The sequence below is a fragment of the Nocardia beijingensis NBRC 16342 genome (assembly GCF_001612785.1).
GTDB classification, from domain to species: domain Bacteria; phylum Actinomycetota; class Actinomycetes; order Mycobacteriales; family Mycobacteriaceae; genus Nocardia; species Nocardia beijingensis.
Map to the genome: position 1 here is coordinate 1 of NZ_BDBC01000078.1, position 22,375 is coordinate 22,375.

Here is a 22,375-nt window from a genome sequence, read left to right on the forward strand (position 1 = left end):
GGCCGCGATCGCGGCGGGCGCGCCGGCGTCGCCGCGGAACTGGACGGCGTCACCGACGTCTACGAGCCGATCGCGCTGGACGAGGACGAAGACGACGAGGACGACTTCGACGACGAACCTCGGCCCGTCACCAGGGCCGCCTCGCCGCGCCGGTCCAGGGCGGCCAAGAAGTCGGAGGACGAGGAGAACCGGCGCCAGTGGATGATCCTCGGCGGCCAGAGCACCGGCGCGGCCGTCGCGGGCATGCTGCTGTTCAAGGGCTTCGAGCGGATGTGGGAAATGCTTCCCTGGGTGGCGCTGGCCCTGGCGATGATCGTGATTCTCGGCCTGGTGGCCCTCGTGCGGATTCTGCGCAGGACCGACGACATCCTCAGCACGGTGATCGCCGTCGTCGTCGGCATCTTCGTCACGCTGGGACCACTGGCCTTTCTTCTCAGTACGAACTGAGCGGGGAGCGACGCGTGGTGAATATCGGGCAGGCGAACGAGACGGGGTCGAGGTCGCACACGGGCGCCGGATCGCAGGGAGACGCCGGGGACGCTTCCCGGCCGAGGCAGATCCGGGTCGGCCTTTCGACCGCCTCGGTGTATCCGCAGAACACGGAGGCGGCGTTCCGCTATGCCGCCGAACTCGGCTACGACGGCGTCGAGCTGATGGTCTGGGCCGAGCCGGCCAGTCAGAGCATCGCCACCGTGCAGGCCTACTCGCGCCGGTACGGCGTTCCGGTGCTCGCGCTGCACGCGCCGTGCCTGTTGATCTCGCAGCGGGTGTGGGGCTCGGATCCGGTGGCCAAACTCGAGCGCAGTGTGCGCACCGCCGAGGCGCTCGGCGCGAGCACGGTGGTGGTGCACCCCCCGTTCCGCTGGCAGCGCCGTTACGCGGCCGGGTTCGCCGATCAGGTGGCCGAGCTGGAGGAGAACAGCCCGGTGATCGTGGCGGTCGAGAACATGTTCCCGATGCGGGCGGACACGTTGTTCGGCCGTCGCGAAGGCGCGGTGCGCAGGCTGGAGCGCCGCGGTGGCCCCGGTCCCGCGCTCACCGCTTTCAGCCCCTCGTACGACCCGACCGACACCGGGTTCGGCCACTACACCCTCGACCTGTCGCATACCGCCACCGCAGGAGCCGACCCATTGGCGCTGGCCGAGCGGATGGGCTCGGGTCTGGCCCATCTGCACCTCGCCGACGGCAGGGGCGCCGCGCACGACGAGCATCTCGTCCCCGGCGATGGCACCCAGCCGTGCGTGGAGTTGTGCGCGAGCCTGGTCCGCACCGGTTTCACCGGCCAGGTCGTCGCGGAGATCAACACGCAGAACGCGCGCACCACCAAGGACCGGGCCGAGATGCTGCACCGCACGCTGGCCTTCGCCCGCAAGCATCTGACCGAGGCCGCCGCGCCCACTCCCGCCGGCGCGCGCCACAGCTCCTCCGAGCCGCCGATGTGACGCTCGTCGCTCCTCCGGTATGCGGCCATGGGGTCGCTCGCCAGGTGCGTTGTACGTTGTACGAACCCGGTGTGGCCGCGCGGCCGCGCAGTGCCTCATCGGGTGAGGTCGACGCAGGACAGGAGTGAGGATGACGACGGAGCTGACGGCCGACTTCGGCGCGGCGGCCACGACCGACGCACCGTTCAGCCAGGTGTGCGCGCTGGAACCGGCGCCGCCGACGGCCGCGGACACCGGCCGCTACCTGGGTTTCATCGACGACATCTGGACCATCGGCCCGAAGGTGCACGGCGGAACCATGGTCGCAGGTAGCGCGGCCGCGGCGACGAATTGGCTGCGCGCGACCGATCCGGCTCTGGTCGGGATGGCGCCGGTCGCCGCGAGTTCCGATTTCCTCGGCGCGCCGAACCCGGGCGAGGTCGAATACGAGGTGCGCGTCCGGAAGATCGGCAGGCAGATCTGCCTGGCCGACACCGATCTCGTCCAGGACGGCCGCGTCCTGGTGCGCACGGCGCTGACGTTCAGCCGCCTCGACGACGCGAACCCGATCTACGCGCCGGAACACTCCGATATGCCCACGGAGCCGCCCGCCGATGCCATCGGCTACGAGCCCGGCTCGCAGATGGGCGACATCGTGCACGTCGGCCGGGGCGCCGACATCCATCTCGACCGCGAGTGGGCCCGCTTCCTGGCGGGCGCGAAAGGCGAACCGCGTTTGCGGATGTGGATACGCCCGCGGCCGGGCGACGAGCAGGACCCCGACGTCGCGATGTACTTCGCCATGATGAGCGCCGACATGAGCCCGCCGGTGCCGATGAACCTCGGCCACTTCGGCTGGGCGCCCACCGTACAGATGACCACCTACCTGCGCCGCAGGCCCGCGCCGGGCTGGCTGCGGATCATCGCCACCACGCACGAGGTGGGCGAGCGGATGTTCGACGAGGATCAGCTGGTGCTCGACTCGACCGGCGCGGTCGTCGCGCAGAGTCGTCAGCTGGCGCTCGTTCCCCAGCGCTGAGCCCGGGCGCGCGCCGTCTAGCCTTGAGGCCCATGACGAGAATTGCGGTGATCGGTGGCGGGCGCATCGGGGAGGCGTTGGTCGCCGGGTTGCTGGAGTCCGGGCGGCTGACCAAGGACTTGGTCGTCGTGGAGACCCATCGGGAACGGGCCCATCAGCTCGCCGAACGCTTCGGCATCCGGGTTACCGACGACCTCACCGATGCCGCCGTCGGCGCGGATCTGCTGGTGATCGCCGTGAAACCGGGCGACGTCGACGCCGTGCTCGCGCCGCTGGGCAAGGCGGAGATCGGCAGCGACCGCGATCAGGTGCTGGTGTCGCTGGCGGCCGGGGTGCCGACGGCGCGGCTGGAGGGCAAGATGCCCGCCGGGTTCCCCGTGGTGCGGGTGATGCCGAATACGCCGATGCTGGTCGGGCAGGGGATGAGCGTCATCGCGCCGGGGCGCTACGCGCGCGAGCAGCATCTGGAACTGGTGACCGAGGTGCTCGGCGCGGTGGGCAAGGTGGTCACCGTGGCGGAGACCCAGATGGACGCCGTCACCGCGGTGTCCGGATCGGGGCCCGCCTACTTCTTCCTGGTCGTCGAGGCCATGGTGGACGCGGGCGTCGGGCTCGGGCTCACCAGGGATGTGGCGACCCAGCTGGTCGTGCAGACCATGGTCGGCTCGGCCGCCCTGCTGGACAGTTCGACCCAGACCGCCGCCGAATTGCGCGCCGCGGTGACCTCCCCCGCGGGCACCACCGCGGCCGCGATCCGCGAACTGGAGCGCGGAGGACTACGCTCGGCGTTCTGGGAGGCTCTCTTCGCATCGAGGGAAAGATCGGCCGAACAGGGCGCGTCAGCGGAGTGACCGTTCGGTTCGAAATCGGAAAACCCGATTTCTCACTCCCGTCGCAGTAACACCACTGGTCCCGCTAAGCTCTCAAGTAGCACGTGCGTGTCTGTTCCGCCGGTGGGGAAGCCGGCGGCGCGGACGTGCCGGAGGTCAATGGTGCAATGATGTCTGCGAACAAGATGTCTGCGAATTCCGGAGCGTCCGGCGGCTCCGGTCCAGCGGGCGGTCGGGGGAATTCCCGCACACAGCGTGAGGCCGCGACACAGGGGCAATCCGTGCTCGGCGGCGGCACCCAGTTTCTCACCGTCGCCGAGGTGGCGAGTCTGATGCGGGTGTCCAAGATGACGGTCTACCGGCTGGTGCACTCGGGCGAGTTGCCCGCCGTGCGTGTCGGGCGATCGTTCCGGGTGCACGCCAAGGCGGTGCACGACTATCTGGAAACGTCTTACTTCGACGCCGGATGAGGCGGTTTCGAGACCGCTGGGGCGTGACGGTACGATAGCTCCTCGGTTCGTGTTCGCCCGCCGGTGGCATCGCTGTTCGTTGCCCCGTGGTATCCGGCGGCGCGAACACGGGGCGTGAGGCTTGCCAGCGTGACCCCGGCCCGTCGGCCGGGGCCGGGGCAGACGGGCGTCCGGCAATCGCGCACGGGCAGCGTGCGCGCCGAGTAGAGAGAACGCGAGGACAACCCTATGGGTTCTGTGATCAAGAAGCGCCGCAAGCGCATGTCGAAGAAGAAGCACCGCAAGCTGCTTCGCCGCACGCGTGTTCAGCGGCGCAAACTCGGCAAGTGAGCTTCGCTGCGTGGTAGCCGCGCGAGCCCGTCACCAATAGGTGACGGGCTCTTTTATTTGAAACTTGAAATTTTGAAATCGCCATTTGTATCACGTGACTGAAGTCATCGTTAGATCCTGGTTAATACTCTCGGCGGAAGGGTAGCTACCCGCTACCCTTGGCACTGGGAATAATCACAAAGGCGGCTGGCAAGGGAAAGCGGGTGCCGGTGAGTTCTGAGGGTCGGGAAGCGCACGCGCCGAAGGTCGTGCTGGTCACCGGGGCCAGCCGCTTCTTCGGCGGCACGGTCGTCGCCCGCCTCGCCCAGCAACCCGGGATCGAGCGGATTCTCGCCGTCGACACGATGACGCCGAGCCGGGAGTTGCAGCGGCGCATGGGCCGCGCCGAATTCGTGCGCGCTGACATTCGAAACCCGTTGATCCGTAAGGTGATCGATGGTCACGAGGTGGACACCGTGGTGCACACCGCGCTGCTGACGCGCCCGCCGGCGGGGGGCGGCCGCGCGGTGATGAAGGATCACAACGTCCTCGGCGCGATGCAGCTGTTCGCGGTCTGTCAGAAGGTGGCGTCGGTGCGCCGGGTCGTGCTGCGGTCGTCCTCGGCGGTCTACGGGTGCAGCGCCAAGGATCCCGCGAAATTCACCGAGGAAATGAGCGCGCGCACACCTCCGCGCGGTGGGTTCGCGCGCGACATGATCGATATAGAGAGTTATGTTCGCGGGCTGGCCCGGCGACGTCCCGATATCGCCACCTCGATATTGCGCTTCGCCCCCATCGTCGGCCCCCGGCTGGCCGCTCGCGGCGTGCAATATCTGCGTTCGCCGGTGACCCCGACCGTATTCGGCCGGGACGCCAGAATGCAGCTGCTGCACGAGGAGGACGCGGTAGCCGCCTTGACGCACGCGTCGCGCGGCGCTGCGGCGGGCACCTACAACATCGCCGGCGACGGCGCGCTGTCGTTGTCGCAGGCGGTCCGGCGGGCGGGCCGGATCGAGGTGCCCGTTCCCTTCACGGTGTTCCGCACCGCCGGGCGCCTGCTCATGGGCCCGGTGATGCGGGAGTTCTCCGCCGAACAGCTCGACTATTTCCACTTCGGTTGTGGCCTGGACACCACGCGTATGCGCAGCGAATTCGGTTTCGTGCCACGCTGGACGACGGTGCAGGCGTTCGACGACTTCATCGGGGGCGCAGCGTTGCGGCCCGTGGTCGATCCAGCGTGGATCGACGCCGCAGAACACAAACTGCTCGGCCTGCTCGGGGCCGGTACGGGAGCACACCAATGAACGACGTAGCGAAGGTCATCCAACTCCACGATCTCCAGATCGAGGCGCGCCAGCGGCCCGCGCCACGGCGGCAGGCCGCTCCGAGTCCGGTGACGTCGCTGGCGGAGCGGCGCGCGGCGGTCACGCCCGCCGCGCCGCAGTCGCTGTCGGGCGCGCTGCGCGGCGCGCTCGGCAAGCAGATCGCCAAGACGGCCGACTTCGCGCGCCGCAGGCTCACCGGCGATTACCAGATCGACGAGTTCGGTTTCGACGAGCACCTGCTCGAGTCGGTCATCCTGCCCGCCCTTCGCCCGCTGTCGGACCTGTGGTTCCGGGTCGAGGTCAGCGGGATGGACAACCTCCCGGAAGCGGGCGGCGCGCTGATCGTTGCCAACCACGCGGGCACCGTGCCCCTCGACGGCCTGATGTTGCAGTTGGCCGTGCACGATCGGCACCCCAAGCAGCGCGCGCTGCGGTTGCTCGCGGCCGATCTGATCTTCGAGACGCCCGTGCTCGGCGTGCTCGCTCGCCGGGCGGGCCACACGCTGGCCTGCCGGGAGGACGCCGAACGACTGCTGCGCGCGGGCGAGCTGACCGGTGTGTTCCCCGAAGGGTTCAAGGGCGTCGGCAAGCAGTACACCGATCGCTACAAGTTGCAGCGCTTCGGCCGTGGCGGCTTCGTCGCCGCGGCGGTGCGCACCGGCGTGCCGATCATCCCGTGCTCCATCGTCGGCTCCGAGGAGATCTATCCGAAGCTGGCCGACATCAAGCCGCTGGCCCGGCTGCTCGGCCTCCCGTACTTCCCGGTGACGCCGCTGTTCCCGCACCTGGGCCCGCTCGGCGCGGTGCCGCTGCCGTCGAAGTGGTACATCGAATTCGGCGCCCCCGTCTCGACCGCGCCGTACGAGCCGGAAGCCGCCGACGATCCGATGACCATGTTCGAGGTCACCGACCAGGTGCGCGAGACCATCCAGCAGACGCTCTACAAGCTGCTCACCAAGCGCCGCAACGTCTTCACTGGTTAGATCTGCCGCGCCGCCGCGAACGGCGCATGCTCGGTCTCGCTTCGCTCGACAGACGTGGCTGAGGTGAGGTGAGCGCGTCGCCTTTCAGTGATCGTTGTGGCGGCGAGTTACCGCCGCCGCGACGGCACCGCCCGCCGCGCCCAAAGCCAGTGCGGTGGGCACGCCGATTTTGGCCGCCTTGCGCCCGGTGCGGAAGTCGCGGATCTCCCAGCCCCGGTTCTTCGCGACTTCGCGTAGATCCGAGTCCGGGTTGATCGCGACGGCGGTGCCGACCAGCGAGAGCATCGGCACGTCGTTGTGGCTGTCGGAGTACGCGGTGCAGCGCTTGAGGTTCAGGCCCTCCCGGATCGCCAGGGTGCGCACCGCGTGCGCTTTGCCGAGCCCGTGCAGGATGTCGCCGACCAGCCGCCCGGTGAACTTCCCGTCCACGCTCTCGGCCACGGTGCCGAGCGCTCCGGTGAGCCCGAGCCGCTTCGCGATCACCTGCGCCAGCTCCACCGGGGTGGCGGTCACCAGCCACACCTGCTGGCCCGCGTCCAAGTGCATCTGCGCGAGCGCGCGGGTGCCCGGCCAGATCTTGTCGGCGATGATCTCGTCGTAGATCTCCTCGCCCAGCGCGGCCAGTTCGGCGGTGGAGCGCCCGGCGATGAACGCGAGGGCCTTCTCCTTGCCGCTGGCCATGTCGGTGCTGCTCTCCTTGCCGGTGACCCGGAATTTCACCTGCTTCCAGGCGACGTCCACCAGATCGGAGGTCTTGAAGTACTTGCGCGCCGCGAGACCGCGGGCGAAATGCACGATCGAAGCACCCTGCACCATGGTGTTGTCGACGTCGAAGAACGCCGCCGCGGTGAGATCGCGCGGCGCCTCCGGGCCCGCGGCCTCCGCCTCGCCCGCGGCCAGTTCGGCGTCGTGCAGGGTCAGCGCCGCGTCGGCGCTCGCTTCACCGGCCAGATTGGCCCGCAATTCCTCTTCGGTAGGGCCGAATGGGCTGCGCGAGATGCGGGCGAGCTGGTCCTGCAGCCCCTGGCCCATCTGGCTCAGATTCCATCGCGCCGGAAACTCACCGAATCGTCCCGCGATGAATCCGGCCCTCGCCACCCTCGATCGTTCCGGCACCAGTACCTCCGCCCGTCGCGCGAACCATGTCAACAGTAGCCGGATCGGCCGACAGTCACGGCGGAAGGCGGCGCGCGACACATTCGCGTGGCGCGCACCGAGCCTTCGCGGCGTTCGGCGGCGGATTAAATTCCGGTCATGACCAATCACACACATTCGGTGACATTGCTGACTCGCGCGGGCTGCGGACTGTGTGCGACGGCACTGGAACAGCTGCGCGCGATCTGCGCCGAATTCGGTATCGAACCGGGGACCGTCGACGTCGACGAAGCCGCCGCTACCGACCCTGGCCTGCGCGCGGAGTACGGCGACCGGCTTCCCGTCGTCCTGCTCGACGGCCGCGAACACAGCTATTTCGATGTCGACGAGACCCGATTGCGGGCCGACCTGAAGCGCTGAGCGCGCCGTTTTCCGTCCGATTCGGCCGCTGTGCTGGTCGCGGCGGAAAATGAGGCCAATTTCACCGACTTTGTGCAGGGCTTCACAAGCAGTTACGGTGGTGGCAACGCGACCCGCATGCCGAGGCTGCGGAGCCGCCCCGAAATCCGAACTTCGACCCCATGGCACCGGACCGTCCCCGGGTCAGAGGGGGTCGAGCGACGAACCGGAGCCCGAGGCCCGGGACGAGGAGCCGACGACGTGACAGAGCAGCATGAGGCGCCAGGCGGCGTCTCCGGCAGGGCTCTGCAGAAGGACATCCCGCAGGCCACCGTCGCGCGGCTGGCTACCTATCTTCGGGTCCTCGCCATGTTGGCCGACGACGGTGTTGCCATCGTATCGAGTGAGGAACTGGCTGTCGCGGCGGGTGTCAATTCGGCCAAATTGCGCAAGGATCTGTCCTTCCTCGGCCCCAACGGCGTTCGCGGCGTCGGTTACGACGTGGCCAAGCTCCGCTCCCGGATCGAGGACGTGCTCGGCCTGTCGGAAGGCCACCGCGTCGTGCTGGTCGGCGCGGGGAACCTGGGCCGGGCGCTGGTCGGCTACGGGGGGTTCCGGCGGCGCGGTTTCACGGTGGTCGGCATCCTCGACAGCGACCCCGACGTGATCGGCATGGTGGTCGCGGGCCTGGTGGTGCGCGACGTCGCCGAACTGCCCGCGGCGGTCGCCGAGCTGGAGCCGACCATCGCCGTGATCACGGTGCCCGACGACGCGGCCCAGGAGGTGTGCGATCGCCTCGTCGCGTGCGGATTGCAGTCGATTCTGAGCTTCGCGCCCTGCGAGCTGGTCGCACCGGCGACGGTCGAGGTCCGCCGCGTCGATCTGGCCGTCGAGATGCAGATGCTGTCGTTCGAACGGGTGCGCAACGCGGAGCAGGCTCCGCTGCCGGAGGTCGCGCACGCCGGATCGGGTCGCATCGCCCACCGCCTGCCGACATCGCACGCGGCGCAGGCGCACCCGGCGCTCCAGCACTCGGCAACCTCGCATACGGCAGCCCCGCATTCGGCAACCTCGCATACGGCAACGGAGCCAAGCAGCAAGGGATCGGTGGTCACACCATGAGCGTTCTTCTCGTCGGCATATCGCACCGCAGCGCGCCGGTCCCGGTGCTGGAGAAGGTGGCCGTCACCGATGCCGACCGGCCGAAGCTGATCGACCGCCTGATCTCCTCCAGTCACGTGTCCGAGGCGATGATCGTCTCCACCTGCAACCGGGTCGAGGTCTACGCGGTGGTCGACGCCTTCCACGGCGGTCTCGCCGAGATCGGCGACCTGCTGACCAAGCACTCCGGCCTGCCGATGCCGGATCTGACCAAGCACGCCTACGTCCGCTACTCCGAGGCCGCCGCCGAGCACCTGTTCGCGGTGGCCAGCGGGCTGGACTCGATGGTGGTCGGCGAGCAGCAGGTGCTCAGCCAGATCCGCGGCGCCTACGCCTCCGCCGACGCGCAGCGCGCGGTCGGACGGACCCTGCACGAGCTGGCCCAGCACGCGCTACGGGTGGGCAAGCGGGTGCACGCCGAAACCGGCATCGACCGCGCGGGCGCGTCGGTGGTGTCGGTCGCGCTCGATCGCGCGCAGCAGGTGCTCGGCCCGCTGGCGGGCCGGACCGCCGCGGTGGTCGGCGCGGGCGCGATGGGCGGTCTCGCGGTCGCGCATCTGTCCCGCGCCGGCATCGGCCGGATCATCGTGGTGAACCGCACCATCGCGCGGGCGCGCAGGCTCGCCGAGACCGCGCGGTCGCACGGCGTCGACGCCGAGGCCATGGAGCTGTCGCGGCTCACCGAGGCGATGTCGGCGACCGATGTGGTGATCACCTGCACCGGCGCGGTCGGCGCGGTCGTGACGCTCGCCGACACCCACCGCGCGCTCACCGACCGCGAGCGCGGCGAGGAATTCGCCACGGTGGAGCGGCCGTTGGTGTTCTGCGACCTCGGCTTGCCGCGCGATGTGGAGCACGCCGTGGCCGGGCTGCCCGGCGTCACGCTCATCGACATCGAGACGTTGCAGCGCGATCCGGCCGCGGGCGCCGCCGCCGACGACACCGCCGCCGCCAGGTCGATCGTCGCCGACGAACTCGCGAAGTACCTGGCCGGACAGCGGATGGCCGAGGTCACCCCGACGGTGGCGGCGCTGCGCCAGCGCGCCGCCGAGGTGGTGGAGGCCGAACTGCTGCGCCTGGACTCACGGCTGCCCGGCCTCGCCGACCCGGAACGCGACGAGGTCGCGCGCACGGTGCGCCGGGTGGTCGACAAGTTGCTGCACGCGCCGACGGTGCGGGTCAAGCAGCTCGCGTCCACGCCGGGCGGCGACAGCTACGCCGAGGCGCTGCGCGAATTGTTCGAACTGAAGCCGGGCGCAGCCCAAGCGGTCGCCGCGCCGATGGAGATCACCGCGCTCGCGGGCGATCGCGCCGACATCATATCGGCCGACGGGGAGATCGCCCTGGCCGACGACTTCACCGCAGGCCATCGCGGCGAGGAACAGGGGCAGACGGCATGACCATGGTTCACCAAGAAGGCAACGCCACCGCGGGCGGCACCCGGGCGCCGTGGCGCATCGGCACCCGAGGGAGCCTGCTCGCGCTGACCCAGGCGGGCACGGTGCGCGACGCGCTGATCGCGGCCGGGCAGCCCGCCGAGCTGGTCGTGATCAAGACCGCCGGTGACCTGTCCTCGGATCCGGTGCAGAAGATCGGCGTCGGCGTGTTCACCTCCGCACTACGCGACGAGCTGGCGGCGGGCACGATCGACATCGCCGTGCACTCCTACAAGGACCTGCCGACCGCGCAGGACCCGCGCTTCACCATCGCTGCCATCCCGCCCAGGGAGGACCCCCGCGACGCGCTGGTCGCGCGCGACGGGCTGGTTCTGGGCGAGTTGCCCGCCGGCGCCAAGGTCGGCACCTCCGCGCCGCGCCGCGCCGCTCAGTTGCGGGCGCTCGGGCTCGGCCTGGACATCGTCCCGCTGCGCGGCAACCTGGACACCCGGCTGCGCAAGGTCAGCGAGGGCGAGCTGGACGCCGTGGTGGTGGCCAGAGCCGGACTGGCCCGCATCGACCGGCTGGACGCGGTCACCGAGTCGCTCGAGCCGGTGCAGATGCTCTCCGCTCCCGCACAGGGCGCGCTCGCGGTGGAATGCCGCAGCGACCACACCGCGCTCGTGGACATCCTGTCCGGCCTGGACGACGCGGCCACCCGGGCGGCGGTCGTCGCCGAGCGGGCGCTGCTGGCCGAACTGGAGGCGGGCTGCACCGCACCGATCGGCGCGGTCGCCGAGGTGGTCGAATCGCTCGACGACGAAGGGCGGATCGTGGACGAGCTGTCGCTGCGCGCGTGCGCGGCGGCCGTCGACGGATCCGACGTGCTGCGGGCGTCGGTGGTCGGCGCCCCCGGCGACGCCGCCGAACTCGGCCGCGCGCTTGCCCGCGAGTTGCTCGACATGGGTGCGCGTGAGTTGCTCGCCACCGAACCGGACGACGGTTCCACCCGGGCGGTGAGTTCGCCCGCCACAGACTTGCCCAACCCCAGCCCAATGGAGAACAGCCGATGAGCGGAAGCATAGGCACCGTGCCCGCGGGTATGCCGGAGCCGAGCGCAAGCGAGGTGCAGGCATGAGCCGAGCCACGAAGAAGCACCCCGGTCGCATCCTTTTCGTCGGATCGGGTCCGGGTGACCCAGCGCTGCTCACCGTACGGGCCCGTGAGGTGATCGGACGAGCCACGCTGGCGTTCACCGATCCCGACGTCGACAAGGGCGTGCTCGCCCTGATCGGCACTTCGGTCGAGGCGGGGCCCGACGGGGAACGTCCCGTCGACGTGCGGCCCGCGCTGGGCGAACCCGCCGAAGTCGCCAAGACGCTCATCGCCGAAGCCCGTGCCGGGCACGACGTGGTGCGCGTGGTCGCGGGCGACCCGCTCACCACCGACTCGGTGATCGCCGAGGTCAACGCCGTCACCCGGTCGCACATGGTCTTCGAGGTGCTGCCCGGCCTGCCCAACGGCTCCGCGGTGCCCAGCTACGCGGGCATCGCGCTCGGTTCCGGGCACACCGAGGCGGACGTGCGCGGCGAGGTCGACTGGGCCGCGCTCGCGGCCGCGCCCGGCCCGCTGGTGCTGCACGCGACCTCCGGCCACCTCGCCGAGACCGCGAGCGCCCTGGTCGAGCACGGCATGGCCCCGCAGACCCCGGTCGCGGTGACGGTGCGGGGCACCACCCGCCAGCAGCGCACCATCGAGGCCACCTTGGCCACCCTGAACAGCGCGGCCTCCGAACTGGTCGGCCCGCTGGTGGTGACCATCGGCAAGGTGGTCGCGCAACGCTCGAAGATGTCCTGGTGGGAGTCGCGCGCGCTGTACGGCTGGACCGTGCTGGTGCCGCGCACCAAGGACCAGGCCGCGGAGATGAGTGAACGGCTCGTGACGCACGGCGCCATCCCGATGGAAGTGCCGACCATCGCGGTCGAGCCGCCGCGCAGCCCCGCCCAGATGGAGCGCGCGGTCAAGGGTTTGGTCGACGGGCGCTACCAGTGGGTGGTGTTCACCTCCACCAACGCGGTGCGCGCGGTGTGGGAGAAGTTCGCCGAGTTCGGTCTGGACGCGCGGGCATTCTCCGGTGTGAAGATCGCCTGCGTGGGGGAGGCCACCGCCGACAAGGTGCGCTCCTTCGGCATCAACCCCGAGCTGGTGCCGAGCGGCGAGCAGTCCTCCGAGGGTCTGCTGGCCGACTTCCCGCCCTACGACGACGTGTTCGACCCGGTGAACCGGGTGCTGCTGCCGCGCGCCGATATCGCCACCGAGACGCTGGCCGAAGGTCTGCGCGACCGCGGCTGGGAGATCGACGACGTCACGGCCTACCGCACGGTGCGCGCGTCGCCGCCGCCCGCGGAGACCCGCGAGATGATCAAGACCGGCGGTTTCGACGCCGTCCTGTTCACCTCGTCCTCCACGGTGCGCAACCTGGTCGGCATCGCGGGCAAGCCGCACGCACGCACCATCGTGGCCTGCATCGGCCCCAAGACCGCCGAAACCGCCATCGAATTCGGCCTGCGCGTTGACGTGCAGCCCGATGTGGCCCAGGTCGGTCCCCTGGTCGAAGCGCTGGCCGAGCACGCGGCCCGGCTGCGCGCCGAAGGACTCCTGCCGCCGCCGCGCAAGAAGAGCCGCCGCAGCAGGTAGTTGTGTTGGATTTGCCGCGAATTCAACGCGGCGAACGGCGGCTGCTCGGTCTCGCTTCGCTCGAAACCTGTGGTCGGGGTGCGCTGGGCGCGTGAGCGTCCGAGGTCGCGACCCGGTGCGCGGTTAGGGCGGCCGATTGTCGGGAGCGACGCGCGATTCGGCGCGGGGTACGGCGGCCGCTCGGCCGCGAGCCGGGATGTGGTTGTTTTCCAGCGCCCCCGCCGCTGGGTGTTCGCGGCCATCTGAGGGCTCGCGAACGGCGGATGCTCGGCCTCGCCTCGCTCGAAACCTGTGGTCGGGGTGCGCCGGGCGCGTGAGCGTCCGAGGTCGGGACCTGGTGCGCGGGTGAGGGCGGCCGGTTGCCAGGGGTGGGAGCTTGGCTCGGCGCGGGTGCTGCGGTCACTTGGACGGCAGCCGGGCCGTGAGCGGCGGATGCTTGGTCTCGCTTCGCTCGAAACCGTGGTCGGAGTCGATGGCCGCGTGAGGGTCCGAAGTCGGGACCCGGTGCGTAGGTGAAGGCGGCCGGTCGCCATGGAACCTGTGGTCAGGGTGCGCTGGGCGCGTGAGTGTTCGAGGTCGGGACCCGGTGTGCGGGTGAGGGCGGGCCGATTGTCAGGGGCGGGAGCCTGGCTCGGCGCAGGGTCCGGCGGCCGGTGGGGCGAGCCGGGCCGCGAATGACGGATGCCCGTCGCGCTTCACTCGAAGACATGGTTGAGCTGGTGTATTCGGGGGCGAGTGGGCTCATTGGTTGAGGGAGGCCGTCATTCGAGGCCGGAGCGAGGTCGGATGTGGCCGGGTGCCGCGTCGAGAAGCGGGCTCGCTTGTCCATCCTGATTCGACCTTCCACTGCTCTCGGCAGGTCTCGGTTCTACTGGCCTGTCAATGTATTTGAACTTACTGGTTTTCCCTTGCCGTTGCCTCGACGGAACTATTAGTTTGGACCAGTCAGTTCAAAATAGGAGACCAGGATGATCGTTCATCAGCTGCGTTTCAAGTTCCGCGAAGGTACTACGGAGGAGGAGAAGGACGCCGTTCTCGCGCTCATGCGGCGGACGGCGTCGGTGGAGTCGGTTTCGTTCTCGACAGTCGGTCAGCACCTGGGCGATCCGTCGGAGGGCCTGACGCACGCTTACTGTGTCGGCCTGGCGGATCTCGATGCGGTGGAGCGGTATATGTACGACCCGGTGCATCTCGCGGGCGATCCGCAGATCATTCCGCATCTGGACACGCTGATCATCGGTCCGGATGCCTCCGATGATCCGGATCCCGATCTCGGCGCGAAACTGCAGGCGCTGCACGAGCGTAAAGTCGCCGAGTACCCCGAGTGGGGACGATTGATGGAAACGATTCCGAACGTCCGGATGGCTTGACACTCGAGCGTGACCGCACTCGACATCCGGGTGGGTGCGCGATTGTCAACGCGGCCACGGCATGTCGGTCGCGACCGAAGGCGCGGCCGCCGCGAAAGACTGAGGCGGCGTCGATCGACTTCGGCCCTTTGGGTCGGCGGGCCGTCGCTCGGGTGTGGGCCGGCCCGCGACCGGGAGCATGCGCGTCGCTCGTAACGAGTGGTCGAGCTGCCGTGGGTTGGTGGATTCACCGTGCCGCGTCACTCGGAGATGAGCTGGACCGGCACGCCGACTCGGGTCGGCTGTGCCGGGTCCAGCGGTATGGATCAGCGCGGGCCGCGCCACTCGAAGGTCAGTACCGCCTGCGCATCAAGGTGCGGACCATGGCGCAGGTGGCATCCGACGGTGGGCGGATGCCGATCACCTCGGCGGTGTGCCTGATCCGCTTGTTCGTCGCGTAACTCGGTGCGTAGACACCGGAGTCGAGCAACGCGATCGCCAGGCGCATCGCCTTGAGCCGCCGGTTGTGCATGACGTACCACGCCCGGGGACGGCCCGGTGGCAGCGGGCGCTTCTGCAAAGGGGTGTAGGGGCGATCGATGAGAACGGTTTGCGGTGTGCGCATTGGCATCCCTCCCGTGGCGATCGGGGGCGGACGAGCCCCCTCGAACGTACCTTCGATTCTACCCGGGGGTACCGACAAACTTGGCTGGCCAGAAGGGTTTTCGAGACATGCGGCGGTCACAGATCGTGCAACAGCCGTAGCGACTGCGGATGGCCCAGCGCGGCCGCGCGTTCGAGCCACTGCCGCGCCTCCAACTGCGCCGGGGTGCGGCCGGTCGCGATGGCGGCGGCGGTCCGCAGAACTTCGGGGTCGGCGAAATCTCCTGCGAGGTAAGGAGTGTTGGCGGCGCGCAGCAACAACGCGAGGTGGAACATCGAGTCCGGATCGCCCGCTTCGGCGCCCTTGCGCAACCACCGCTCGCCCTCGATCGGTTCGCCGCGGTCCAGATGCAGGGCGCCGAGCACCGCCATCGCATCGGTTCTTCCCCGTCGCGCGGCCTCGGTGAGCAGGTCTATCGCGCGGTCGAATTCGCCGCGGCGCGCCAGGCGCAGGCCGAGACTGCGCATGGCCGTCGGGTTTCCGGCGCGAGCGGCTCGCTCGTACCAGTGCTCGGCCTCTTCGTCGTTTCCGCGCCGGTTGGCGATGACGCCCATGTTGCACAGCGCCTCGGGCAAACCGCGCTCGGCGGCGGGCCGCAGCCAGCGCTCGGCCTCATCGATATTCCCGCGTTCGGTGTGCAGCAGACCCAGCTGCATGCCCGCCGCCTCGTTGCCCCGCGCGGCGGCGGTTTCCAGCCAGTGGATGCCCTCGCCGATCCGCCCGTCGGCTCCCAGCAGCGCGCCGAGCATGCCCATCGCGGGCGCGCTGCCACCCGCGGCGGCCCGGCGCAGCCACTGTTCGGCGCCCGCCGCGTCGCCCGCGTCCCACAGCGCTTCGGCGCGCCGTTGCATGGCGAGCAATTCCATCTCGCTCGGCGGCTCCGTCATCTCAGCAGCCCGTCTCGCGGTACCCCACGGCATCCATCATCGCGCTTGTTCCATCGGGACGCGGTACCCGTTGGCGTGCGCGTACGCGGTCAGCTGCGCGTCGTAGTTGCGGAGGCTGTCCAGCAGCCAGGTGTGCCCGGTGTCCTTGACGACCACGATCGGCCCTCGGCTGCCCGGCGGGAATGTGGGCACGGAGCCGTCGAGGTACCAGGACGTGGTCGACCACGGGAAGATGAAGGCCCAGCCGATGTCGGCCACCCGCTGCGGCGGGCCGAGCTGTAAGGGATCGGCCGGGGTGGCATGCCGCGCGCTGTGCTGGGCGAGCAGATGCCGCGCGCTGTTGCGGGCGACGCGCACGTCCAGCGGGCCGGAGGTGGTGTCCGGAAATCGCAGGCTGGTCTCCGCCCCCGCGCACAGTCGGCGGCCCGCCGCCTCCGTCACCTGGCACGGCCTGCTCTGCAGGCGGAGGAAGACACTGCGGGCGCTGTCGGAGAAGCGCAATCCGACGGTGGCGTCCTCCGTGCCGCCGACCAGGTGCGTCCCCCGGCTGCGTATCCATTCCGGCTCGTCGGGCCGGATGCCGAGCATCCGGAAGGCGACGTGCGCGCCCGGCATCACCTCGGGCGGCGCCGACTGCCGCGCGACGAACTCGACGGCGAAGTTCTGTCCGGTGGCGTCGGTGGCGCGCCAGACCCGCAGCACGGACGCGGGCGCGGGCAGACCGTCGGTCAGCACGGGCCACCAGTCCGCCAGCAACACCGCCACCCACGACTCGAAGTCGGCGGCTCTGGCCAGCGAGATATCGATGTGCGGATCGGTCATGCTTGTCCCCCAGGGGGTCTCGCCTAGTCGGAGTATGCGCCTTCGCACCCGGGGTTAAATGTGATTTCGCACACTGTTATCACTCGGATGACATGAGTGTTCGCCGGATAACGGGCGGTAGCTGTCCCAGAAGGTCGAAATCAGCGCCGCGGAGCAGGCCACGGGCGCTCGCGACAGCGGATCGCACCGGGCGTATCGTGCGATTCATGACCGGAATGGACCGCCCACGGCGGTTGCGCCGCACCCCCGCTCTGCGCCGTCTCGTGGCCGAAACAACACTGGAACCACGGCAATTGGTCCTGCCGATGTTCGTGGCCGACGGCTTGACGGAACCGCGTCCGATCGGCTCCATGCCCGGCGTGGCGCAGCACTCGCTCGACTCGCTGCGCAAGGCGGCCGTCGAAGCGGTCACGGCCGGTGTCGGCGGCATCATGCTGTTCGGCGTGCCGCGCCCGGAGGACAAGGACGCGGTCGGCAGCGCGGCCAGCGACCCGCACGGCATCCTCAACCGCGGCCTGCGCGCCCTCGCCGACGAGGTGGGCGGCTCGACCGTCGTCATGGCCGACACCTGCCTGGACGAGTTCACCGACCACGGGCACTGCGGTGTGCTCGCGGCCGACGGCGCGGTGGACAACGACGCGACGCTGGACCGCTACGTCGAGATGGCGCTCGCCCAGGCCGAGGCGGGCGCCGACCTGCTCGGCACCAGCGGCATGATGGACGGCCAGGTCGGCGCGATCCGGCGCGGGCTGGACGCGGCCGGGCGCCTCGACACCGGCATCCTGGCCTACTCCGCCAAGTACGCCTCCGCGTTCTACGGACCGTTCCGAGAGGCCGTCGCCTCCTCGCTGGAAGGCGACCGGCGCACCTACCAGCAGGACCCGGCCAATCGCCGCGAGGCGATCCGCGAACTGGAGTTGGACCTGGCCGAGGGCGCCGACATCGTCATGGTCAAGCCGGCCATGGCGTATCTGGACATCCTGCGCGAGGTCGCCGATCACTCGACCGTCCCGGTCGCCGCCTACCAGATCTCCGGCGAGTACGCGATGATCAGCGCCGCCGCCGAACGCGGCTGGATCGACCGCCGCGGCGCCATCCTCGAATCGCTGCTGAGCATTCGCCGGGCCGGCGCGGACTTCGTGCTCACCTACTGGGCGACCGAGGTCGCGAACTGGCTGTCGTGACGAATATGGCGGCGCCGTTCGCCGCGGGCCCGGCCCGGCCACCGATGCCGGAGGACGTGGGCACCGCGCGGCAGCTGTGGTGGGGTGTCGTCGGGTTCGGCGTGGTGCAGTTGATCGCCTCGATCGTCGCCGCGCTGGATCAGCGGCGCTCGTTCGCCGAAGAGGTCTTCGAGCAGGCCAGGACGCAGGATCCGCAGGTCACGATGGCCAGCGCCGAACTGATGGTGTCGCTGGTCTACGTGGTCGTCGTGCTGATCGGGCTCGGTCTGTCCGCGCTCGCCCTGGTGATCGTGCACCAGTTCGGGCGCGGCAAACCGTGGGCGCGCACCGTGCTGACGGTGCTGGGCGCCTGGTCCGTGGTGATCGGCGTCGGCGCCCTGCTGGCCATCGACGCGGTGACCGGGACGGCCTCGCTGGTCGCGGGTGGCGCTTCCATCGTGCAGGCCGTGCTCGCGGCGGGCGCCATCTATCTGTCCCACCGGCCCGACGCCACCGCCTACTTCCAGCCGGGCAGGCGTTGAGGCTCCGATGCAACACGTTCCCAATTTGTCCGAGACAGTCGGGCATGTATGGTGAGGGTTGTCACAGTGGACGTGGGAACCGGTGGTCGTTTGTCATGCGTTGTCGTTCATTACGCGCGCGAACTCGGCAAATGGCTCCGGAGGATCGGAGGCATCGATGCGAGTGGTGATCCAGCAGCCGCACAGCATTCGTCGGGATCTGGCCGTCTTGAGCCTGCTGATTCTGTTCGCCGTGCTGACCGTCGCCGTGCTGTTGCTGCCCGGCCTGAGTCGCTGATTCCGCTCTTCGCCGTGCCGGCGCGCGCTGCCGTGGGGGGCCGAGCGTGAGCGCCGAGGCCGTCTTGTTCACCGAGCCGGGCGCCCGCTGGCGCGCTGTCGCCTACGGGCCGATCCTGTGCCTGGCCATTCTCGCCCTCGAACTCGTCACCGGTGGCGCCGTGCACTGGTTCGCCCTGCTGTTCTGCGCCGCGCTGATCGCCGGTTTCGTCGCGCTCCAAGTGGTCGCGGGCAAACGGCACGTCAGCGTCGAACTCACTACGGAGACGCTGCGCTCCGGCACCGAGTCGCTGCCGCTGAGCTCGATCGCGGAGGTCCTCCCGGAACGGGACGAGGACTCCTGGGACGACGAGGAGTGGGAGTCGGCCAGGGCCCTCGGTGAGCTGACCGGCGTGCCGCGCCGCCGCACCGGCATCGGGCTGCGGCTGGCCGACGGCAGCCTGGTGCAGGCATGGGCCCGTGACCACAAAGGGCTGCGCGGCGCGCTGACCGAGGTCGTCCAGCGTGATCCGAACGGAGCGGACCGATGAGGCGCAGGCTGGTCGCGGTGCTCGTGGAAGTGGATCTGTTCGTGCTCGCGCTGATCGGGGCGGTGTTCAGCGCGCGTGCGGGCGTGCGCACCACCGACTTCCCGCCGTCCGGCGACGCCCCCGGCTTCACCGCGGTCCGCTACGCCGGGCCGTGGTGGCTGCTGGCCACGCTGCTCGTCGCGGTGGCCGGTGTGCTCGCCATCGACGCCGTCGCCCGGCTCGCGGGCCGACCGCGTGGCGCGGGAACCCTGCGCTGAACAGCGCGAACCCGCCTGCGGCCGTTTGATGCCGCGCGGGCGGGGAACGCTGATCACATGAAACCAACTGTCCAGCGAACACTTTTCGGTGCGGTGGCGGCCGGTGTGATCGGCGCGGCCGCGGCCGTACCAGCCACCGCGTCCGCCGAAACCGTTCCGGAAGCGCCTGTTCCGGTGACACCGGTTTTCCTGGCCACCCCACCGGCGCCGCTGCTGCACGCCCTGCCGACGCCCTTGGCGTGCCTGGTGACGACCGGCTTCGCCGCGTTCTGCCTCGGTATCACGTAGCCACGCATTGCCTGCGAATCCTCGCGGACGGCGCGCCGACGGGTTACCGTGCTACCGCGCCCGGTTCGGCGCCCGACGCGGGCCGACCGTGCGCTTTGGTCGGAATGGCCCTGTGGCCGTTAGTATTTCGGCCGTAGTTGGAATGCGCGTCGATGAAGGAAAGTGTTTGATGAACCGGTTCGCCGTGAAGATCTGTGCCGCGTTTGCCGTGGCCGCCGCCCTCGGTTTCGCAGCCGCGCCCGCCGGCGCGAGCCCGGGACTGCCACTGGAGGACGCGAACCCGGTCGACGCGCCGATCTTCGTGCCGGATTCCGGTTCCGCGGGGCCCTACAACGGGTTCATGTGCATGCTGCACACCATGTCGGCGCAGGTGCCCTGCATGTACGCCTGATCGCGCGCGGTCAGTTCCAGTGCTGGTAGATGTCCAGCACACGGCCGCCGCGGGTGCCGGGGGCGTTCAGATAGACGGTGACCGTCCCGTCCGGATGGCCCGCCGCCTCCAGCACCACCTGGCGCAGCGTGGCGTGCACCGCGCCGTGATCGTCGCGGTAGATCGCGGAATCGTTCTTCAGCCCCGCGCCGATCCGGTTGGCCGGGACGAACATGGTGACCACAGCGGGAATCGGTCCGCCGGCCAGCGCTGTGGTCGCCGTGTGGTCCAGCGGGATGGCCAGCCGCACCTCGTCGAGTTGATCGAGCGGCTGCGCGGCTGCCGACCCGGCGCCGAGTGCCATCGCGGCCCCGGTGACGACGGTGAGCACACCCACGCTGACGATGGCAATCCGCATGCAGACCCTCCCGAACGATGGACGAATGTGAGCTGAGACTACGCACCGGCAACCTCTCAGCGATCGAATTACGCGCGAACCCCACCTCGGCGTGTTGCCGGGCGGCTGCGGCCTGCATCACTGCACTACACCCTGTCGTCAAGCCGATTTTCCGGTGCTGAGAGACTGGAACTCGTGAGTTCTTCTCCGCGCGTGACCAGTGCAGCTGTGCCGGTTTCCGCACAGCTCTTCGACCGGGCGAGTTCGGTGATTCCGGGTGGCGTCAACTCCCCGGTGCGGGCGTTCCGATCCGTCGGCGGCACACCGCGATTCATCGCATCGGCCGACGGCTGCACGCTCGTCGACGCCGACGGCAACGAGTACGTCGACCTGGTCTGCTCCTGGGGGCCGATGATCCTCGGCCACGCGCACCCCGCGGTCGTCGACGCGGTGCGCGCCGCGGCAGGCGGCGGCCTGTCCTTCGGCGCGCCGACCGAGGCCGAGATCGAGCTCGCGGAGGAGATCGTGCGGCGGGTCGCGCCGGTGGAGCGCGTACGGCTGGTGAACTCCGGCACCGAGGCCACGATGAGCGCGGTCCGGCTGGCCCGCGGCTACACCGGGCGCACCAAGATCATCAAGTTCGCCGGTTGTTATCACGGTCACGTCGACGCGCTGCTCGCCGACGCGGGCTCCGGCGTCGCCACGCTCGGGCTGCCCACCTCGCCTGGCGTGACGGGCGCGCAGGCCGCCGACACCATCGTGCTGCCCTACAACGACCTCGACGCCGTCGCGGCCGCGTTCGCCGCGAATCCCGGCCAGATCGCCTGCGTGATCACCGAGGCGGCGGCGGGCAACATGGGCGCGGTCGCGCCGCTGCCCGGCTTCAACGCGGGCCTGCGAGCGCTCACCGCCGAGCACGGGGCACTGCTCGTCATGGACGAGGTGATGACCGGATTCCGGGTCAGCGCCGCCGGATGGTTCGGCCGGGAAGGCGTCGCGGGCGACCTCTACACCTTCGGCAAGGTGATGAGCGGCGGCCTGCCCGCGGCCGCGTTCGGGGGTCGCGCGGACATCATGAACCACCTCGCTCCGCTCGGGCCGGTCTACCAGGCGGGAACGCTGTCCGGTAACCCGGTCGCGGTGGCCGCGGGTCTCGCCACGCTCCGCGCCGCCGACGACGCGGTGTATGCCGCGCTCGACCGCAACGCGCAGCGGCTCGGCGAGCTGTTCACCTCGGCGCTCACCGACGCGGGGGTCGGGCACCAGGTCCAGTTCGCGGGCAATATGGTGAGCGTGTTCTTCGCCGAACGCCCGGTCACCGACTACGCCGCCGCCAAGGCGAGCGAGACCTGGCGCTACCCAGCGTTCTTCCACGCCTTGCTCGACGGTGGCGTGTACGCGCCGCCGAGCGCGTTCGAAGCGTGGTTCGTCTCCGCGGCGCTCGACGAGGACGCGTTCGACCGTATCGCTGCCGCCCTGCCCGCCGCCGCGCACGCGGCGGCGGCCGCCACCCCCGAAGGATCCCGCGCGTGACCTCCGACCTCGACCAGCCCGATGCCGACCGGCGGGAGCCGGCCAAGCCGTCCGCCGAGCCGCAGGTGACGGCGACGCACGGCGCGACCGCCGTCGCCCTCGATCCGATCGCCGAAGCGACCGTGATCGACGCGGGTGAGCAGTTCGCCGCCGCGAGCGCCGGGGCGCAGGCCGCCGACCTCGCTGCCGAGG

26 protein-coding genes are annotated in these 22,375 nt (G+C 70.1%); 21 read left to right on the top strand and 5 right to left on the bottom strand.

Annotation, left to right across the window (positions count from 1 at the left end):
- The 8 genes from NB3_RS36475 to NB3_RS32340 form a co-directional block, all read left to right on the top strand.
- Window positions 1–447, top strand: a 447-nt coding sequence (locus NB3_RS36475; protein WP_503826330.1) for an Rv0497 family membrane protein, incomplete at its 5' end; no start/stop codon positions are given.
- A 110-nt stretch (window positions 448–557) separates the two neighbouring features.
- On the top strand, window positions 558–1,442 hold the full coding sequence (locus tag NB3_RS32315; RefSeq protein WP_067810949.1) for a sugar phosphate isomerase/epimerase family protein: 885 nt from the start codon (window positions 558–560) through the stop codon (window positions 1,440–1,442).
- Window positions 1,443–1,572: 130 nt separating this feature from the next.
- Window positions 1,573–2,460 (top strand): thioesterase family protein, encoded by an 888-nt coding sequence (locus NB3_RS32320; RefSeq protein ID WP_084823859.1) that lies wholly within the window; start codon window positions 1,573–1,575, stop codon window positions 2,458–2,460.
- 32 nt (window positions 2,461–2,492) lie between these two features.
- Window positions 2,493–3,311 (top strand): pyrroline-5-carboxylate reductase, encoded by an 819-nt coding sequence (gene proC, locus NB3_RS32325; protein ID WP_084823860.1) that lies wholly within the window; start codon window positions 2,493–2,495, stop codon window positions 3,309–3,311.
- A 146-nt stretch (window positions 3,312–3,457) separates the two neighbouring features.
- Entirely contained in the window at window positions 3,458–3,760 is a 303-nt protein-coding gene (locus NB3_RS32330) for a helix-turn-helix domain-containing protein (RefSeq protein ID WP_371855955.1), read from the top strand.
- Window positions 3,761–3,988: 228 nt separating this feature from the next.
- Window positions 3,989–4,090 carry a 30S ribosomal protein bS22 gene (locus tag NB3_RS34655; RefSeq protein WP_003402602.1) on the top strand — a complete coding sequence of 34 codons (102 nt, stop codon included), beginning with the start codon at window positions 3,989–3,991 and terminating at the stop codon, window positions 4,088–4,090.
- Window positions 4,091–4,299: 209 nt separating this feature from the next.
- Entirely contained in the window at window positions 4,300–5,373 is a 1,074-nt protein-coding gene (locus NB3_RS32335) for an NAD-dependent epimerase/dehydratase family protein (protein ID WP_244892170.1), read from the top strand.
- Window positions 5,370–6,377 (top strand): lysophospholipid acyltransferase family protein, encoded by a 1,008-nt coding sequence (locus NB3_RS32340; protein ID WP_067810858.1) that lies wholly within the window; start codon window positions 5,370–5,372, stop codon window positions 6,375–6,377. The genes NB3_RS32335 and NB3_RS32340 overlap by 4 nt, the downstream gene beginning before the upstream one ends.
- 84 nt (window positions 6,378–6,461) lie before the next feature.
- Here the strand turns inward: NB3_RS32340 and NB3_RS32345 are convergent, their stop codons facing one another.
- Window positions 6,462–7,409, bottom strand: coding sequence for an HAD family hydrolase (locus NB3_RS32345; protein ID WP_067810955.1), 948 nt, complete (start codon window positions 7,407–7,409; stop codon window positions 6,462–6,464).
- A gap of 222 nt (window positions 7,410–7,631) precedes the next feature.
- Here NB3_RS32345 and NB3_RS32350 point away from each other — a divergent pair, with 222 nt between their 5' ends.
- The 6 genes from NB3_RS32350 (at window position 7,632) to NB3_RS32375 (ending at window position 14,475) form a co-directional block, all read left to right on the top strand.
- Window positions 7,632–7,892 (top strand): glutaredoxin family protein, encoded by a 261-nt coding sequence (locus NB3_RS32350; protein WP_067810861.1) that lies wholly within the window; start codon window positions 7,632–7,634, stop codon window positions 7,890–7,892.
- Window positions 7,893–8,132: 240 nt separating this feature from the next.
- Window positions 8,133–8,993 carry a redox-sensing transcriptional repressor Rex gene (locus NB3_RS32355; RefSeq protein WP_067810864.1) on the top strand — a complete coding sequence of 287 codons (861 nt, stop codon included), beginning with the start codon at window positions 8,133–8,135 and terminating at the stop codon, window positions 8,991–8,993.
- Window positions 8,990–10,432 carry a glutamyl-tRNA reductase gene (locus NB3_RS32360; RefSeq protein ID WP_067810866.1) on the top strand — a complete coding sequence of 481 codons (1,443 nt, stop codon included), beginning with the start codon at window positions 8,990–8,992 and terminating at the stop codon, window positions 10,430–10,432. Before NB3_RS32355 ends, NB3_RS32360 begins: the two co-directional genes overlap by 4 nt.
- Complete coding sequence (hemC, locus tag NB3_RS32365) at window positions 10,429–11,481, top strand: hydroxymethylbilane synthase (protein ID WP_067810868.1); 1,053 nt, start codon at window positions 10,429–10,431, stop codon at window positions 11,479–11,481. The genes NB3_RS32360 and hemC overlap by 4 nt, the downstream gene beginning before the upstream one ends.
- 61 nt (window positions 11,482–11,542) lie before the next feature.
- The gene (locus NB3_RS32370; RefSeq protein ID WP_067810871.1) at window positions 11,543–13,105 is read left to right on the top strand and encodes a bifunctional uroporphyrinogen-III C-methyltransferase/uroporphyrinogen-III synthase; all 1,563 of its coding nucleotides are present in this window, start codon (window positions 11,543–11,545) and stop codon (window positions 13,103–13,105) included.
- 968 nt (window positions 13,106–14,073) lie between these two features.
- On the top strand, window positions 14,074–14,475 hold the full coding sequence (locus tag NB3_RS32375; protein WP_067810874.1) for a Dabb family protein: 402 nt from the start codon (window positions 14,074–14,076) through the stop codon (window positions 14,473–14,475).
- Between the two features lie 331 nt (window positions 14,476–14,806).
- Here NB3_RS32375 and NB3_RS32380 read toward each other — a convergent pair whose 3' ends face one another.
- The 3 genes from NB3_RS32380 to NB3_RS32390 all read right to left on the bottom strand — a co-directional run bounded on the left by NB3_RS32380 (window position 14,807) and on the right by NB3_RS32390 (window position 16,827).
- Window positions 14,807–15,079: a hypothetical protein gene (locus NB3_RS32380; protein ID WP_157112136.1), complete on the bottom strand. Its 273-nt coding sequence runs from the start codon at window positions 15,077–15,079 to the stop codon at window positions 14,807–14,809.
- 116 nt (window positions 15,080–15,195) lie between these two features.
- Complete coding sequence (locus tag NB3_RS32385) at window positions 15,196–16,005, bottom strand: tetratricopeptide repeat protein (RefSeq protein WP_067810883.1); 810 nt, start codon at window positions 16,003–16,005, stop codon at window positions 15,196–15,198.
- A gap of 36 nt (window positions 16,006–16,041) precedes the next feature.
- Window positions 16,042–16,827, bottom strand: a complete 786-nt coding sequence (locus NB3_RS32390) for a hypothetical protein (RefSeq protein WP_067810885.1) — start codon at window positions 16,825–16,827, stop codon at window positions 16,042–16,044.
- Window positions 16,828–17,033: 206 nt separating this feature from the next.
- On the opposite strand from NB3_RS32390, the gene hemB reads away from it, so the two are divergent.
- From hemB to NB3_RS32420, 6 genes are all read left to right on the top strand, one after another.
- Window positions 17,034–18,011 (top strand): porphobilinogen synthase, encoded by a 978-nt coding sequence (hemB, locus tag NB3_RS32395; protein ID WP_067810888.1) that lies wholly within the window; start codon window positions 17,034–17,036, stop codon window positions 18,009–18,011.
- Window positions 18,012–18,016: 5 nt separating this feature from the next.
- The gene (locus NB3_RS32400; RefSeq protein WP_067810891.1) at window positions 18,017–18,532 is read left to right on the top strand and encodes a hypothetical protein; all 516 of its coding nucleotides are present in this window, start codon (window positions 18,017–18,019) and stop codon (window positions 18,530–18,532) included.
- Window positions 18,533–18,855: 323 nt separating this feature from the next.
- Entirely contained in the window at window positions 18,856–19,338 is a 483-nt protein-coding gene (gene mce1N, locus NB3_RS32405; protein WP_067810894.1) for a transport-regulating membrane protein Mce1N, read from the top strand.
- The gene (locus NB3_RS32410; protein ID WP_067810896.1) at window positions 19,335–19,595 is read left to right on the top strand and encodes a hypothetical protein; all 261 of its coding nucleotides are present in this window, start codon (window positions 19,335–19,337) and stop codon (window positions 19,593–19,595) included. Before mce1N ends, NB3_RS32410 begins: the two co-directional genes overlap by 4 nt.
- A gap of 57 nt (window positions 19,596–19,652) precedes the next feature.
- Window positions 19,653–19,883: a hypothetical protein gene (locus NB3_RS32415; protein ID WP_157112137.1), complete on the top strand. Its 231-nt coding sequence runs from the start codon at window positions 19,653–19,655 to the stop codon at window positions 19,881–19,883.
- A gap of 169 nt (window positions 19,884–20,052) precedes the next feature.
- The gene (locus tag NB3_RS32420; RefSeq protein WP_067810902.1) at window positions 20,053–20,274 is read left to right on the top strand and encodes a hypothetical protein; all 222 of its coding nucleotides are present in this window, start codon (window positions 20,053–20,055) and stop codon (window positions 20,272–20,274) included.
- 10 nt (window positions 20,275–20,284) lie between these two features.
- Here the strand turns inward: NB3_RS32420 and NB3_RS32425 are convergent, their stop codons facing one another.
- Window positions 20,285–20,671 (bottom strand): hypothetical protein, encoded by a 387-nt coding sequence (locus tag NB3_RS32425; RefSeq protein WP_067810906.1) that lies wholly within the window; start codon window positions 20,669–20,671, stop codon window positions 20,285–20,287.
- 192 nt (window positions 20,672–20,863) lie between these two features.
- On the opposite strand from NB3_RS32425, the gene hemL reads away from it, so the two are divergent.
- Complete coding sequence (gene hemL, locus NB3_RS32430; protein ID WP_371855956.1) at window positions 20,864–22,183, top strand: glutamate-1-semialdehyde 2,1-aminomutase; 1,320 nt, start codon at window positions 20,864–20,866, stop codon at window positions 22,181–22,183.
- The last annotated feature ends 192 nt before the right edge of the window (window positions 22,184–22,375 follow it).

Bases quoted from the DNA above. Each gene is read 5' to 3' on its own strand.
- NB3_RS32425 (WP_067810906.1), bottom strand. From the start codon at position 20,671: ATGCGGATTGCCATCGTCAGCGTGGGTGTGCTCACCGTCGTCACCGGG.
- NB3_RS32350 (WP_067810861.1), top strand. From the start codon at position 7,632: ATGACCAATCACACACATTCGGTGACATTGCTGACTCGCGCGGGCTGC.
- NB3_RS32410 (WP_067810896.1), top strand. From the start codon at position 19,335: ATGAGGCGCAGGCTGGTCGCGGTGCTCGTGGAAGTGGATCTGTTCGTG.
- NB3_RS32345 (WP_067810955.1), bottom strand. From the start codon at position 7,409: ATGGGCCAGGGGCTGCAGGACCAGCTCGCCCGCATCTCGCGCAGCCCA.
- NB3_RS32340 (WP_067810858.1), top strand. From the start codon at position 5,370: ATGAACGACGTAGCGAAGGTCATCCAACTCCACGATCTCCAGATCGAG.
- NB3_RS34655 (WP_003402602.1), top strand. From the start codon at position 3,989: ATGGGTTCTGTGATCAAGAAGCGCCGCAAGCGCATGTCGAAGAAGAAG.
- NB3_RS32385 (WP_067810883.1), bottom strand. From the start codon at position 16,005: ATGACGGAGCCGCCGAGCGAGATGGAATTGCTCGCCATGCAACGGCGC.
- NB3_RS32320 (WP_084823859.1), top strand. From the start codon at position 1,573: ATGACGACGGAGCTGACGGCCGACTTCGGCGCGGCGGCCACGACCGAC.
- NB3_RS32415 (WP_157112137.1), top strand. From the start codon at position 19,653: ATGAAACCAACTGTCCAGCGAACACTTTTCGGTGCGGTGGCGGCCGGT.
- NB3_RS32420 (WP_067810902.1), top strand. From the start codon at position 20,053: ATGAACCGGTTCGCCGTGAAGATCTGTGCCGCGTTTGCCGTGGCCGCC.
- NB3_RS32375 (WP_067810874.1), top strand. From the start codon at position 14,074: ATGATCGTTCATCAGCTGCGTTTCAAGTTCCGCGAAGGTACTACGGAG.
- NB3_RS32370 (WP_067810871.1), top strand. From the start codon at position 11,543: ATGAGCCGAGCCACGAAGAAGCACCCCGGTCGCATCCTTTTCGTCGGA.
- NB3_RS32360 (WP_067810866.1), top strand. From the start codon at position 8,990: ATGAGCGTTCTTCTCGTCGGCATATCGCACCGCAGCGCGCCGGTCCCG.
- NB3_RS32390 (WP_067810885.1), bottom strand. From the start codon at position 16,827: ATGACCGATCCGCACATCGATATCTCGCTGGCCAGAGCCGCCGACTTC.
- NB3_RS32380 (WP_157112136.1), bottom strand. From the start codon at position 15,079: ATGCGCACACCGCAAACCGTTCTCATCGATCGCCCCTACACCCCTTTG.
- proC (WP_084823860.1), top strand. From the start codon at position 2,493: ATGACGAGAATTGCGGTGATCGGTGGCGGGCGCATCGGGGAGGCGTTG.
- NB3_RS32400 (WP_067810891.1), top strand. From the start codon at position 18,017: ATGGCGGCGCCGTTCGCCGCGGGCCCGGCCCGGCCACCGATGCCGGAG.
- hemC (WP_067810868.1), top strand. From the start codon at position 10,429: ATGACCATGGTTCACCAAGAAGGCAACGCCACCGCGGGCGGCACCCGG.
- hemB (WP_067810888.1), top strand. From the start codon at position 17,034: ATGACCGGAATGGACCGCCCACGGCGGTTGCGCCGCACCCCCGCTCTG.
- NB3_RS32330 (WP_371855955.1), top strand. From the start codon at position 3,458: ATGATGTCTGCGAACAAGATGTCTGCGAATTCCGGAGCGTCCGGCGGC.